The following is a 13,515-nucleotide window of genomic DNA, read 5'->3' as shown; positions in this document are numbered from 1 at the left end:
GATGAGGGTGAGGTCGCGCGGATCGTGGGCGAGGTCTCGTTGCTGGGCGTGCAGGTCGAGTTGCCCGGGCCGGTGGGGGAGCGCAACGTCTATGCGCTGCATCCGCGCGGGAGCATCCTGTTGCTGCCGCAGACGCGCGCGGGGCTGATCGAGCAGGTCGCGGCGGTGCTGGCGACGGGCAACCGCGCAGTGATCGGCAATGGCGCGCTGAAGCTGGAGGGCTTGCCCCAGCGCGTGGCGACGCGACTGTCCTGGGCGGACGACTGGCGCAAGGCCGGGCCGTTCAGCGGAGCGCTGATCGAGGGCGACGCCGCGGCACGGACCGCAGCGCTCCAGGCGATCGCCGAGCTGTCCGGGCCGATCGTGCTGGCGCAGGCGGGGACGCCGCGGCTCGACTGGCTGGTCGAGGAGGTGTCGACCTCGATCAACACCACCGCGGCGGGAGGCAATGCCAGCCTGATGGCGATGGCCTGAGCGGCAAGCCGGGCTTTGGCGACCCGTAGGGGTTCGGCTTTGCCGATGCGCCCCGCCGCTGCTACCCGCCGCAAAAGCGCTGGGGAGAGACCGATGCACTATGACGTGGTGATCGTGGGAGCCGGGCATGGCGGTGCGCAGGCGGCGATCGCGCTGCGCCAGGCCAAGTTCGAGGGGAGCATCGCGATCATCGGCGCGGAGCCCGAGTTGCCCTATGAGCGACCGCCGCTGTCGAAGGAGTATTTTTCGGGCGAGAAGACGTTCGAGCGTATCCTGATCCGCCCGGCGGCTTTCTGGGACGAGCGCAACGTCACGATGCTGACCTCGACGCAGGTGACCGCGGTCGATCCCGAGGCGCATCAGGTGACCACCGATACCGGCGCGACGATCGGCTATGGCCATCTGGTCTGGGCAGCCGGCGGCTCGCCACGACGCCTCGCCTGCGCGGGCGGAGACGCGGTGGGCGTCCACACCGTTCGCACCCGCACCGACGCCGACCGGATGCTGGCCGAATTGCCGAAGGTCAACCGCGCAGTGGTGATCGGCGGCGGCTATATCGGCCTGGAGGCCGCCGCGGTGCTGGCCAAGGCGGGCAAGCAAGTGGTGCTGCTCGAAGCGCTCGACCGCGTGCTCTCGCGCGTCGCGGGCGAGCCGCTGTCGCGCTTCTTCGAGGCCGAGCACCGCACCCATGGCGTGGACGTGCGGCTCGGCGTGACCGTCGATTGCATCGAGGCGCGGGACGGCAAGGCCGGCGGCGTGCGGCTCGCCGGCGGCGAGCTGATTCTGGCCGAGCTGGTGATCGTCGGCATCGGCATCGTCCCCGCGGTCGAGCCGCTGATCGCGGCCGGGGCGGAAGGCGGCAACGGCGTATCGGTCGATGGCCATTGCCGCACCTCGCTGCCCGACATCTTCGCGATCGGCGACTGCGCGCTGCATGCCAACGCCTTCGCCGACGGCATGCCGGTGCGGCTCGAGTCGGTGCAGAACGCGCACGACCAGGCGACCGTGGCGGCGAAGGCGATCGCAGGGATCGAGGCGCATTACGACGCGGTGCCGTGGTTCTGGTCGAACCAGTACGACTTGAAGCTCCAGACGGTCGGGCTGTCGACCGGGCACGACGCGACCGTGGTGCGCGGGGATCCGGCGGCGCGGAGCTTCTCGGTGATCTACCTCAAGGACGGGCAAGTGATCGCGCTCGACTGCGTCAATGCGACCAAGGACTATGTCCAGGGGCGCAAGCTGGTGGTCGAGCGGATGACGATCGACCCGGCGCGGCTGGCGGACGCGGGGACGCCGCTCAAGGAATTGGCGGGATAAGTGCGCCAATCCTCTCCCGGGCGGGAGGATTGGGGGCGGGCACCCCGAGCCCTACTCGTGCGTTGAAGGGGCATGCCTTCGAGCGTGATCCGCAGCTGGAACTACGATCCGGACGATGCCCGGCTCGACATCGTGTTCGTGAGCGGGCGGCGCTACAGCTATCACGAGGTGCCCGACCGCGTCGCGCAGGGGATGCGCAAGGCGATTTCCAAGGGCAGCTATTTCAACCGCCGCATCCGCGACCATTTCCGCTTCACGCAGCAGCGCTGAGCGCTCAGCCGTTGGGCAGGATCAGGTATTTCTCGCCGGTCGCGCGGCGGTTGTAGGCGGCGATGATGTCGGGCTGGACCGCCTGGTCGAGCGTGATGCGGCGGGTGTAGCTGCTGGCGAAGGTCGTGCGGATCTCGGCGGCGACCTTGGCGCGCATGCGGACGATCTCCTCCATGCCCACGGACTGGAGATAGGGGGTGAGCAGCCAGCCGCCGACGCCCCATTGCATCCCGAAGCCGCGCGCAATCTCGGTCGGCGCGGTGTTGAGGCCGCCATAGATATAGACCTGCTTCATCGTGCTGGAGCCATAAGGGCCGTTGGCGGGATTGGTGCGCACGGCGGCTGCCTCCATGGCCGCGAGGATCTGTCCGGCGAGCTTGCCGCCCCCGATCGCGTCGAAGGCGAGGAACGCCCGGGTCTCGGCAATCGCCTCGATCAGCTGCGGCATGAAATCGGGCGCGCTGCTGTCGACGACATGGGTGGCGCCAAGTCCCCGCAGCAAGGCCGCCTGTGCTTCGCTGCGCACGATGTTGACCAGCGGTATGCCCTCGCTGCGGGTCAGCTTGACCAGCATCTGGCCGAGATTGGAGGCGGCGGCGGTGTGGACCAGGCCGCTGAAGCCCCCGCGGCGCATCGTGCCGACCATGCCGAGCGCGGTCATCGGGTTGACGAAGGAGGAGGCGCCTTCCTCCGCGGAAACCCCCTCGGGAAGTGGAAGGCAGTCACGGGCGCGCAGCAGGCGATATTGGGTGTAGAAGCCGCCGCCCGCAGCCGCGACGGTCTTGCCGAGCAGGCCGCGGGCGGCCGGATCGTCGCCAGCCGCGACGACGGTGCCGGCGCCCTCGTTGCCGACCGGGATCGGCGTGCCGACGCGCGGGGCGACGGCGCGGCGCGCGGCTTCGGGGATCGCCGCAGTCGCGCCATCCGCGCCGGCCGTGAACGCGCTGCTGTCGGCGGCGCTGAGCATTACGGCGAGATCGGAGGGATTGATCGGTGTCGCTTCGACCCGGACCAGCACTTCTTCGCCCTGGGGCGTAGGGACGGGGACGTCGCGGATCGACAGCTGGAGCTGCCCCGCTTCGGTGACCGTCGAGAAGAGCTGGCGGGCCTGCGCGGGAAGGTCGGTCATCTTGGCATCCTCCTGTTCGCAGCGACCATACCGCGATTTCTAAAAATCGTTCAAGCTGACGGCCGCACCATAATCCGCTCGCTTGTGCGGGCGGTTTACGTTAAGGTGAACTCCATGACCCAGACCGCTGCCCCGTTCGAGGTTCCGATCCCCGTCGATCCGGCGGATATCGACTTCATGGGGCATGTGAATAATGCCAGCTATCTCAAGTGGGTGCAGGAAGCTGTTCTGAGCCATTGGCAGAAGCTGGCGCCGGCTGAAGAGGTCGCCAAGCATTTGTGGGTCGCGCTCAAGCACGAGATCACCTATCGCAAACCCGCCTTTCTGAACGACGAGGTGGTGGCGACCGTGCTGCTCGAGAAGGTGCAGGGCGTGCGCGCCTTCTACGAGACGGTGATCCGCCGCGGCGACGAGGTGCTGGCCGAGGTCAAGTCGAGCTGGTGCTGCGTCGACGCGAAGACGCTGCGCCCGGCGCGGATCGCCGAGCATATCGTCGAGCATTTCTTCGGGAAGCGCGAGGGGTAGCGGCCCCTACCGCCGGAAGTTGACGAAGTTACGCGGAACGCGATTCATTCTGTCAATTTCTCGCCCTTGTCTCGCGGACCTGCGTCTGGTCGTTCAGCATGTGTTGGCCGACAGGATCAAAGAGCAGTCGCCATGCGACCGGTCGATGCAAGCAAAGCAATTCCAACATTGCAAGAGCAGATTTGGCCGGGCGCGGGCTTCCCCCAGCGAACGCGTCACATGCGATGTGCGCCAGCGGCTCAGAGCCAGCGCGGCACGCGGTTGGCATAGTCGATATAGGGCTCGCCGAACCTGGCGGCCATGTAGCGCTCCTCGCGTACCACCACGCCATAGTGGATCGTGACCGCGAGCGGGACGAGCATCCAGAACACCACCGGCGCGTTCGCGGCGACGCCGATCGCGCAATAGATCAGCGTCATGCCGAGATACATCGGGTTGCGCGTGAAGCGGTAGATGCCCTGCGCGACGAACGCCGTGGCCGGTTGCCACGGCGGGGCGGGGGTTCCGGCGCGGCGGAAGCGCAGCACCGCCGCGGCGATCGCTGCGATGCCAAGGAGCGCGAGCACCGTCACGACGGTCCAGCGCAGCGCGCCGGGCATGTCGAGGCCCTGGGTGCGCACCACCAGGAACTCGAGCACGAGCCCGAGGATCAGGAAGCCGAGATAGATCAGGGGCGGCGGCGCGATGACGCCAGCCGTGTCCGGGGAAATGTCGCGCTTGGTGTCGGTCATGGCGGTCCCTTAACCCGTCGAATCGAACTTGTCGCGCTTGCGCTGGCCGAACAGCAGGCGCCGTTCGAGATGCAGGCGCGCGGCGGCGTAATAGGCTTCGAGAAAGGCGCGATCGTCGCTCCAGCTGCCGCCCTGGTCGCGACGGCCGATCTTGCGGCGGATCACGCCCGCGACGGTGGTGAGCGTGTCGGGATCGTCGCGGTGGAGGACGTCCTCGAGCCGCTGGATCTCGAACTGGCCATAGGTTTCGAGCTCGTGCGGGGTGAAGCCCCAGGCGTCGATCCGGGCGCTGTCGTTCGCGGCGAGCAGGTCGGGCGCGATCTTCGGCCGCTCATTCTCCACCACCCAGGTGCCCGCGATCAGGTCGCCCGCGCGCAGCCGGTCGCGGTTGAACAACGGCATGAACAGGAAGATCGCGGTCCAGCCGAACCCGCACAGCGCGAGCCAGCGGTTGCTGAACCCCTCGGCCTGGGCGGTGAGCAGGAAGATCAAGGGCAGGAACACCTCGACCTCGCGCATCAGGTTGCGCGCGAGGATCGCGCCGCCGGTGAGGCGCCCGCCGTCGCGCGCGACGACGCGGAGCTTGAGCATGCGCTTGCCCGGCGTGGCGGCACGCGTGCCGCTCTCGAACAGCGTGAAGTAGAAATTGCGCAGCAGGAAGAAGCCGAGCAGCCAGATGATCGCGGCCGGACCTGCGGTGCGGAACCCGCCGATGATGAAGAAGGCGAGGACGGTGAGCACGATGAGCGTCACGAGCATGATCACCGCATCGATCGTGAAGGCGCCTGCACGCGAACCGGCGCTGGCGAGGCGCAGGTGAAGCGTCACGCCCTCGGGCGTCACCAGCTCGCGCAGGCGGCGCTCGCGCTTGGCGGCGGCGTCGCGCGCGTCAGCCATGGGCGCGCCGGCCGCCGAGCGCGAAATAGCCGACCCACAGGGCAAACATCGCCGCCGCGATCGCGAAGCGCGCGCCGTCGGCGGTGATCAGCTGGCGCGCGAAGCCTTCGAGCAGGCCGGCGACGAGCAGCATGATCACCACGCCGATCATCACCAGCGCGGCGCGGCGCCCGGATTCGCCCGCGGCGGCCAGGCGCGTGCGGGTGCCGGGAAAGGCGACGGCGCGGCCGATATGGAGGCCGGCTGCGCCGGCGAGGATGATCGCGCTCAATTCGGTCGAGCCGTGGATGAGCAGCCATCCAGTGAAACCGACGCCGAGCCCTTTGGGCAGGAACGCCGCGTACATCGCGCCGAGCAGCACGCCGTTGCTCGCGATCAGGAACAGCGTCGGGACGCCGAAGGCGAAGCCCAGCGCGAAGGCCATGATCGAGATCTGCGCGTTGTGCGTGAACAGGAAGGTCGCGAACACCTCGAGCCCGCCCTCCTTGGGACGGTCGTAAAGGGTGGAGCGGAGATAGTCGGCGGTCGCGTTCATGTCGCGTCCGCTCGCCATCTCGGGCGGGATGATCGCGTTGAACCAGGCCGGATCGCTGAGCACGAGGAAATAGCCGGCGACCGCGCTGGCGAGGAACAACGCGGCGATCAGCAGCGTCTCCGGGAAGATGCCGCGCACCGCGGCGGGCCAGCCATGCGCGAAGAAGCCGCCGATCTGGCGTCCCAGCGGCTCGCGGCAGCCGTAGAGGACGAAATAGGCGCGGGTGGAAAGGCTTTCGAGATAGGCGATCATCGACGCGTCGAGCGAGGTCTCGCGCGCGATCGACAGCGCGGAGAGCGTGGCGCGGTAGAGGCGCGGGAGCTCGACCAGATCGTCGTTGGTGAGGCGCCTGGGCGACTTGTTCTCGACCAGGTCGAGCAGTTGCTCGAGGCGCTGCCAGTCGGCCTCGCGCTCGGCGCGGAAGTGGCGGACGCCGAAGGCGGGTTGGGTTTGCGGGGACATCATCTCAGTTCTCCGACCAATCCTCCCCCGCCAGGGGGAGGTGGCAGCCATAGGCTGACGGAGGGGGAGGACTCCCAACAATGGTTCTGGCATCCGCCCCCTCCGTCACGCTTCGCGTGCCACCTCTCCCTGGCGGGGGAGGATTGAGGTAGGAACCGCCGATCGGGTCTGGACTGCTGCTCATGGGCGTTCGCGGTCCCGGACATAGCGCTCGGCGAGCGCGAGGGCGAGGTCGTCGGGGTTGGCCTCGAGCACGTCGATGCCGAGGCGCTTCAATCGCTCGATGACGATGCGGCGCTCGCGGATCAGCGTGTGCGCGATGTTGGCGCGGATCACGTCATCGGCTTCGGCGGGGCGGGCGTCGAGGATCGCGTCGAGCTCGGTGTCGTGGAACAGCACGAAGAGGACGCGGTGGCGGCGCAGCATGCGCGCGGCGGCGGCGATCATCAGCTCGGCGCTGGTCGGATCGGTGAACTCGGTGAACAGGATGACGAGGCTGCGGCGCTGGAGCCGCTGGTCGAGCGTGACGAGAGAAAGTGTGAAGTTGCTCTCGTCGGTGCCGTAATCGATGCCCGCGGCGGTGCGGTGGAGCGTCGCGAAGCCGCTGCTGCCGCTGACGCTGCCGGAATCCGCGCTGGGGCGGCCGGCGAAGCCGAACAGGCGCACCTGGTCGCCCGACTTCAGCGCGACGAAGGCGGCGAGCAGCGCGGCGGAGACGGCGCGGTCGATGCGCGGGAGACCGTCGACCGGCTCGCTCATCGCGCGGCCGCAATCGATCGCGAAGACGGTGCTGTTGTCGCGCTCGGTGCGGAACTCGCGGGCGAGGAGCGAGAAGTGGCGCGCCGAGGCCTTCCAGTCGATCGCGCGGCGCTCCATGCCCGGCTGGAAATCGGTGAGCGACTGGAATTCGGTGCCGTCGCCGCTGTCGGGACGGATGCGCGTGCCGAACTGGCGGCTGCGCAGGAACTGGCGCATGCCCTGCTCGCGCACCGGGCGCAGGCTGGGGAGGACGCGGACCTCGCCGTCGAGCGGGCGGCTGCGCTGCCGCCAGGCGAGCCCGAGCGGGCCGGCGACGCGGCCCCAGATGCGCGCGATCCGGGCGGTGCCGCGCCGGGCGGCGGTGTAGGCGAGCGGGGTCGCGGCGGGGTCGAGCGGGGCGGAGACGTCGGCGGCGTAGCGCAGGGCGGGGCCGCCCGCGGGGACCAGCTCGACGGTGTCGCCGACTTCGACCGAACCCGGAAAAGCGGCGGCGAGATCGGCGTCGCGCAGCCGCGGGGCGAGCGCGCCGTCGAGCGCGGTGAGCACCAGGACCGCGAAGATCCACAGGATTGCGAGCAGCCAGCCGCCCGGACGCACGACGCCGAGCACCAGCGCGAGCGGGGCGGCCGCCAGCACCAGCGCCACGGCGCGCTGGGTGGGAACGATCAACGCGGCGCCTCGACCCGGTCGATCAGCTGGGCGACGATGTCGTCGGCGCGGCGGCCGTCGATCTCGGCCGCGGGCGAGAGCACCACGCGGTGGCGCAGCAGCGGCTGGGCGAGCAGCTTGACGTCGTCCGGGATGACATAGTCGCGGCCCTCGAGCGCGGCGGCGGCGCGCGCCGCGGCGGCGAGCGCGGAGGCGGCGCGCGGGGAGGCGCCATTGGCGAAGTCGGGATGGCCGCGCGTCGAGCGGATCAGCGCGACGACATAGGCGACCACCTCGTCCGCCAGGCGCACCCCGAGCACCGCCTGGCTCGCGGCGGCGAGCGCGGCGTGGTCGGCGACCTGCGCGACGCCGCTGTCCTCGGGCCGCGGCGAGCCGGTGCGCGTGCCGTATTGCGCGACGATCGCGCGCTCGGCCGCCTCGTCGGGATAATCGATCGCGAGCTTGAACAGGAAACGGTCGAGCTGCGCCTCGGGCAACGGGTAGACGCCCTGCTGCTCGATCGGGTTCTGGGTCGCGACGACGGTGAAGTGATCGGAGAGCTTTTCCGTGCCGCCGTCGATGGTTACGGACCGTTCCTGCATCGCTTCGAGAAGCGCCGCCTGAGTCTTGGGCGGGGTGCGGTTGATTTCGTCGGCGAGCAGCAGCTCGGTGAAGACCGGGCCGCGCTTGAGCTCGAAGGTCGAGGTCTGGAAGTTGAACAGGCTGGTGCCGAGGATGTCGCCGGGCATCAGGTCGGGGGTGAACTGGATGCGGCCGAAGTCGAGGCCGAGCGTGCGGGCGAAGCTCTGCGCGAGCAGGGTCTTGGCGGTGCCCGGCGCGCCTTCGAGCAGGACATGGCCGCCCGAGAGCAGCGCCACGGTGAGCAGGCGCGTCGCCGCCGACTGGCCGACCACCGCCTTCGCCACCTCGGCATCGATCGCCGCGCCGAGCGCGCGGACGTCTTCGAGAGTCATGCCTTCACTTCCTTTCGCCAATCGTCGAGTTTCTGCGCCGCGTGGAGCAGCTCCGCCTCGGTCTTCGCGGTGCGAACCTGCGAGGCCGAGGCGGCGTAGGAGGTCTGCGTGGGCAGGGCGTCGAGATGCGCGTCGAGCGCCTCGCCCTGCAGGCCGCGCGGCAGCGCCAAGCGCCGCGCCGCCCAATCGCGCACCGCATCGGCAAAGGCGCCGCCGCCTTCGCGCGTGCGGCCGGCACGGCGGGCGAGGCCGACGATGTTCTCGATCAGGGCGCGCTTGCCGAAGTCGAGCGCGCGCGGCTCGCGGCGCGGCGGGCCGAAGCGCGCCCAGGTGGCGAGGCCGGCGAGCAGCGCCGCGGCGAACAGCGCGAGCGTGACGCCGAGGAACGGCGGCTCGAACATCAGCTGGATGAGGTTGCGCCCGCCCGCCCCGTAAGGGAGCATCGTGTCGAAGTTGATCGTGCCGGGATTGTCGGGATCGAGCGCGGCGAGCAGCGCGATCGCGGCCTGCGCGTTCTGGCGCTGCGCCAGGCCATGATTGTTGAGCAGATCGGGATCGGCGAGGATGTAGATGTGCTTGCCCGGCACCTCACCGAGCACCGCGCTGCCGTCGGGCGCGGCGATCAGCGAGTAGATCTTGTCGCCGTCGAGCGATTGCACGCTGTCCGGCGTGCGGAACGGGCGAAGATCGAGGCTGGTGGGGTAAGTCAGCTTGACCTTCGGGCCATGGCGAACGGTGACCGGGGTGACCGGCGCGAGCATGCGCACCAGCAGCTGCGCCGGAGCCGGAGCGACTCGTTCCTCGCGGTTGCGCTTGAGCTGCTGCGGCGCGGTCGTCCATTTGGGCAGGATGATCAGCACGGGCGCCGTCTCGCCGGCGGCGTCCTCGAGCGCGGCTTCGATCTCGGCGGGCTTGGTCTGGAGGTTGGGGGTCAGGATCAGCAACCCGCGCTCGGGCCGCGCGGTGGCGTCGCCCGACAGCGTGACGGTGCCGCCCGACTGCTCGATCAGATTGTTGAGCGCGCGGAACCCGGTGGCGAAGCGCGAGGTCGGGCTGGGGGCATTGCCGCGCTGGCGGTCGACCAGCCCGCCATAGCCGCTGACCAGCAGGAAGCCGAACATCAGCACCACGCCGGCCGCGATCAGCAGCAGCACGGTGCGCGCGCGGAAGGGGCTGGTGGTGGCGGTGCTCATCGGCGCCCTAGCGCGAATCCGGCATAGTCGGCGCGGGCACGGGTCCAGTCCGCCTCGCCGAGGGGATTGCCGGCGAACAGGCTGCGCTCGACGTCCGCGACGATTCGCCGGAAGACGGTGCGGGCGGCATCGGGGAGGGTATCGAACGCCGCGATATCTCGACTGGTGAGCGACGGACGCAGCGAATCGCCGCGCCAGCGCTCGATATCCTCGATGCTGCGGTGGAGGATCAGGCGCACCGCCTCGGCATAGCGGCCCGCCGCGGCGAGGCGGTCGGCCTCGTCGAGCAGCGCGCGGGCGGCGCCGGCATCGGGCGCCCAGCCGGCGGGTGCGACGGCCGTTTCGCCGCGGCCGAGCAGGCGTGCGCTGATCCACTCGCGGACCGTAGGGAACAGCGCGAGGAGGATCGCGATCACGACCGCCGCGATCGCGATCCACATCAGCACGGTCCAGCCGCCGCCGACCCAGTCGACGAAGCGGCGCAGCGCGTCGAACAGCTCGATCAGCCAGCGCGGCGGCGGGTTGATCTCGGGCTGGTGCCAGGGGAGGTCGAACTGGATCGACGGATCGGCACGCACCGCACGATGCGCGGCGTCGATGCGCGCCGGATCGCCAAAGGCGGCGGCCCCCTGCTGTGCGGCGCTGCCTGCGCCCGGTGCCGTCACGCGATTTCCCCCATGGCTGGGAGCGTTGGAGCAAATCGCCAAATTGCGCGCAACGCTTTTCGCGCATAACGGTTGGGAACCGGGCTGTATGACCGGAATCGAACGAGAGAGGGGCACAGCGACTTGATCCGTACCATCATCGGCGCCACCGCCGCCGCTAGCCTGGCCGCGTGCTCGGCCAGCGCTGAGGACAAGCCCAAGAGCGCCGCGTCCGACGCGCCGGCGCAGCGCGGGCCAGGCAAGGGCAAGGGATATGCGCATGATCCCTATCCCTCGACCTACAAGGCCTATCCCGGCGTGCCGACGCTGCTGACCAACGTCACCATCCTCGACGGCGAGGGCGGGCGGATCGACAATGGCGCGGTGCTGTTCCGCGACGGCAAGATCGTCGAGGTCGGCCAGTCGATCGCGGCGCCCGAGGGGGCCCAGGTCATCGATGGGCGCGGCAAATATGTGACGCCGGGCGTGATCGACGTGCACAGCCATCTCGGCGACTATCCGAGCCCGGGCGTGCAGGCGCATTCGGACGGCAACGAGATCACCGGCCCGGTCACCGCCGAGGTCTGGGCCGAGCACAGCGTGTGGCCGCAAGACCCCGGGTTCAGCCGGGCGCTGACCAATGGCGGGGTGACCACGCTGCAGATCCTGCCGGGCTCGGCCAATCTGTTCGGCGGGCGATCGGTGACGCTCAAGAACGTCTATTCGCGCACCATGCAGGGGATGAAGTTCCCCGGCGCGCCCTATGGGCTCAAGATGGCCTGCGGCGAGAACCCCAAGCGAGTCTATGGCGCGCGCCAGCGCATGCCGGCGACGCGGATGGGCAATATCGCGCTCGACCGCGCCACCTGGGCCAAGGCGCAGGAGTATAAGCGGCGCTGGGACCGCTACGAGGAGAAGGGCGGCGAGGCGCCGGCCCGCGACCTGGCGATGGACACGCTGCGCGGCGTGCTCGACGGCGAGATCATCGTCCACAACCACTGCTACCGCGCCGACGAGATGGCCATCGTCCTCGATATGGCCAAGGAATTCGGGTACAAGGTGGGGACGTTCCACCATGCGGTGGAGGCCTACAAGATCGCCGATCTGCTCAAGGCCAACGGGACGTGCGCGGCGGTGTGGGCCGACTGGTGGGGCTTCAAGATGGAGTCCTATGACGCGATCAAGGAGAACCTCGCGATCCTCGAGCGGGAGGGGGCGTGCGGCATGATCCATTCCGACGACGCCAACGGCATCCAGCGCCTCAATCAGGAGATCGCCAAGGTGCGCGCCGCGGCGAAGCGCGCGGGTTTCGAGGTGTCGGAGGAGATCGCGTGGAAATGGGCGGCGATCACCCCCGCCCGGGCGCTGGGGATCGATCAGGTCACCGGCAGCCTCAGGCCCGGCAAGATGGCCGATGTGGTGCTGTGGAACGGCAATCCGTTCAGCGTGTACACGCGGCCCGAGAAGGTGTGGATCGACGGCGCGCTCCTATATGACGCCAATGATCCCAGACGACGCCCGGTATCCGACTTCGAGCTGGGCCAGCCCGGCGAAGGAGACGTGAAATGAAGGCGCTCCGAGTCAAGGCGGTTCTTTGGGCAGCGGCCGCGCTCGGCGCGGCGGTCCCGGCGGCGGCGCAGACCGTGGCGGTGACCAATGCCAGGCTGGTGACCGGCGACGGTTCGGCGCCGGTCGAAGGCGGCACGGTGGTGGTGCGCGACGGGCGCGTGGTCGCGGCGGGGCGCGGGGTCGCGGTGCCGGCGGGCGTGACGGTGGTCGATGCCGGCGGGCGCTGGGTGACCCCGGGGCTGTTCGCGGGCTTCACGCGGATGGGCATCGTCGAGGTCGACGGGGTCGACGAGACCAACGATGCCGGCGCGAGCGGATCGCCGTTCAACGCGGCGATCGACGTGGTGCCGGCGGTGAACCCGAGAACCAGCGCGATCATCCTCAACCGTGCCGAGGGGATCACGCGCGCGGTGGTCGCTCCGCAGGCGCGCGGGTCGATCTTCGGGGGGCAGGGCGCGATCATCGATCTCGGCGCCGATCTGGATGCGGTGACCAAGCCGCGCGCCTTCCAGTTCATGGAATATGGCGAGACCGGCGCGGCGCGGGCGGGAGGCAGCCGGCCCGCCGCCTATGCCATGCTCAGGAACATCCTGTTCGAGGTGCGCGACTATGCCCGCGCGCCGGGCAGCTTCGCCGATCGCGGCAAGGATGCGCTGCTCACGCGGGCGGACGCGCAGGCGCTGGTGCCGGTGGTGAACGGGACGGTGCCGCTGTTGGTGCATGTCGAGCGCGCGTCGGACATCCTGGTGATGCTCGACCTCAAGCGCGAGATGCCGGCGCTCAAGCTGGTGCTGGTCGGCGCGACCGAGGGCTGGACCGTGGCGCGGCAGATCGCGGCGGCGAAGGTGCCGGTGCTGGCCTCGGCGCTGGCCGACCTGCCGGCCTCGTTCGAGCAGCTCGCGGCGACTCAGTCGAACATCGGGCGGCTGCAGGCGGCGGGCGTGACCGTGGGCATCGGCATGATCAACGACGACGAGTCGCGCCAGGCGCGGCTGGTCAAGCAATATGCCGGCAACCTGGTGGCGCTGGGCAAGATCCCGGGTGCGGCGGGCCTCGACTGGGGGCAGGCGTTCGCGGCGATCAGCTCGAAGCCGGCCGAGGCGATGGGGATGGGCGGCGAGTTCGGATCGCTCAAGCCCGGACGGCGCGGCGACGTGGTGATCTGGGACGGCGACCCGCTCGAGATCGGCAGCGAGGCCGTGCGCGTGTTCATCGACGGCGTCGAACAGCCGCTCGACACGCGCCAGGACAAGCTCAAGCAACGCTATTTCGATCCGAAGGAGGGCGCTTTGCCGAAGGCGTACGAGCGCTGAGCGGGACCGGACAGCCCGCCACTGCGGTGGAGCCGCGCCGCGCCGGACGGCCGCGCGACCCTGCCAAATATGGCG

Annotated in this window: 13 protein-coding genes and 1 pseudogene; 6 read left to right on the top strand and 8 right to left on the bottom strand. The window is 69.8% G+C overall.

What is annotated here, in order from left to right:
- The 3 genes and pseudogenes from ABDV68_RS13955 to ABDV68_RS13945 all read left to right on the top strand — a co-directional run.
- A pseudogene (locus tag ABDV68_RS13955) lies at positions 1–474 on the top strand (trifunctional transcriptional regulator/proline dehydrogenase/L-glutamate gamma-semialdehyde dehydrogenase); the annotation flags it as partial.
- Between the two features lie 93 nt (positions 475–567).
- Entirely contained in the window at positions 568–1,791 is a 1,224-nt protein-coding gene (locus ABDV68_RS13950) for an FAD-dependent oxidoreductase (protein ID WP_343520661.1), read from the top strand.
- A 72-nt stretch (positions 1,792–1,863) separates the two neighbouring features.
- Positions 1,864–2,061, top strand: coding sequence for a KTSC domain-containing protein (locus ABDV68_RS13945; protein ID WP_343520659.1), 198 nt, complete (start codon positions 1,864–1,866; stop codon positions 2,059–2,061).
- 4 nt (positions 2,062–2,065) lie between these two features.
- Here the strand turns inward: ABDV68_RS13945 and ABDV68_RS13940 are convergent, their stop codons facing one another.
- Positions 2,066–3,190 carry a zinc-binding dehydrogenase gene (locus ABDV68_RS13940; protein WP_343520657.1) on the bottom strand — a complete coding sequence of 375 codons (1,125 nt, stop codon included), beginning with the start codon at positions 3,188–3,190 and terminating at the stop codon, positions 2,066–2,068.
- Between the two features lie 114 nt (positions 3,191–3,304).
- Here ABDV68_RS13940 and ABDV68_RS13935 point away from each other — a divergent pair, with 114 nt between their 5' ends.
- Entirely contained in the window at positions 3,305–3,715 is a 411-nt protein-coding gene (locus ABDV68_RS13935; RefSeq protein ID WP_343520655.1) for a thioesterase family protein, read from the top strand.
- 239 nt (positions 3,716–3,954) lie between these two features.
- Here the strand turns inward: ABDV68_RS13935 and ABDV68_RS13930 are convergent, their stop codons facing one another.
- From ABDV68_RS13930 to ABDV68_RS13900, 7 genes are all read right to left on the bottom strand, one after another.
- Positions 3,955–4,446: an isoprenylcysteine carboxylmethyltransferase family protein gene (locus ABDV68_RS13930; protein ID WP_343520654.1), complete on the bottom strand. Its 492-nt coding sequence runs from the start codon at positions 4,444–4,446 to the stop codon at positions 3,955–3,957.
- 9 nt (positions 4,447–4,455) lie between these two features.
- Positions 4,456–5,343: an RDD family protein gene (locus ABDV68_RS13925; protein WP_343520653.1), complete on the bottom strand. Its 888-nt coding sequence runs from the start codon at positions 5,341–5,343 to the stop codon at positions 4,456–4,458.
- Positions 5,336–6,343 (bottom strand): stage II sporulation protein M, encoded by a 1,008-nt coding sequence (locus ABDV68_RS13920; protein WP_343520652.1) that lies wholly within the window; start codon positions 6,341–6,343, stop codon positions 5,336–5,338. Before ABDV68_RS13920 ends, ABDV68_RS13925 begins: the two co-directional genes overlap by 8 nt.
- 177 nt (positions 6,344–6,520) lie before the next feature.
- Positions 6,521–7,768 (bottom strand): DUF58 domain-containing protein, encoded by a 1,248-nt coding sequence (locus tag ABDV68_RS13915; RefSeq protein WP_343520651.1) that lies wholly within the window; start codon positions 7,766–7,768, stop codon positions 6,521–6,523.
- Positions 7,765–8,721: a MoxR family ATPase gene (locus ABDV68_RS13910; protein WP_343520650.1), complete on the bottom strand. Its 957-nt coding sequence runs from the start codon at positions 8,719–8,721 to the stop codon at positions 7,765–7,767. The genes ABDV68_RS13915 and ABDV68_RS13910 overlap by 4 nt, the downstream gene beginning before the upstream one ends.
- Positions 8,718–9,914 (bottom strand): DUF4350 domain-containing protein, encoded by a 1,197-nt coding sequence (locus tag ABDV68_RS13905; RefSeq protein WP_343520649.1) that lies wholly within the window; start codon positions 9,912–9,914, stop codon positions 8,718–8,720. Before ABDV68_RS13905 ends, ABDV68_RS13910 begins: the two co-directional genes overlap by 4 nt.
- Positions 9,911–10,579: a hypothetical protein gene (locus tag ABDV68_RS13900; RefSeq protein ID WP_343520648.1), complete on the bottom strand. Its 669-nt coding sequence runs from the start codon at positions 10,577–10,579 to the stop codon at positions 9,911–9,913. The genes ABDV68_RS13905 and ABDV68_RS13900 overlap by 4 nt, the downstream gene beginning before the upstream one ends.
- Positions 10,580–10,705: 126 nt before the next feature.
- Here ABDV68_RS13900 and ABDV68_RS13895 point away from each other — a divergent pair, with 126 nt between their 5' ends.
- Positions 10,706–12,127, top strand: a complete 1,422-nt coding sequence (locus ABDV68_RS13895; protein ID WP_343520663.1) for an amidohydrolase — start codon at positions 10,706–10,708, stop codon at positions 12,125–12,127.
- Positions 12,124–13,440 carry an amidohydrolase family protein gene (locus tag ABDV68_RS13890; protein ID WP_343520647.1) on the top strand — a complete coding sequence of 439 codons (1,317 nt, stop codon included), beginning with the start codon at positions 12,124–12,126 and terminating at the stop codon, positions 13,438–13,440. The genes ABDV68_RS13895 and ABDV68_RS13890 overlap by 4 nt, the downstream gene beginning before the upstream one ends.
- Positions 13,441–13,515: the final 75 nt, after the last annotated feature.

This window comes from Sphingomonas sp., assembly GCF_039595165.1.
In the GTDB taxonomy this organism is placed as follows: Bacteria; Pseudomonadota; Alphaproteobacteria; order Sphingomonadales; family Sphingomonadaceae; genus Sphingomonas.
Note: the sequence above shows the minus strand (reverse complement) of the source record. Positions and strands in the feature narration are given on the sequence as shown.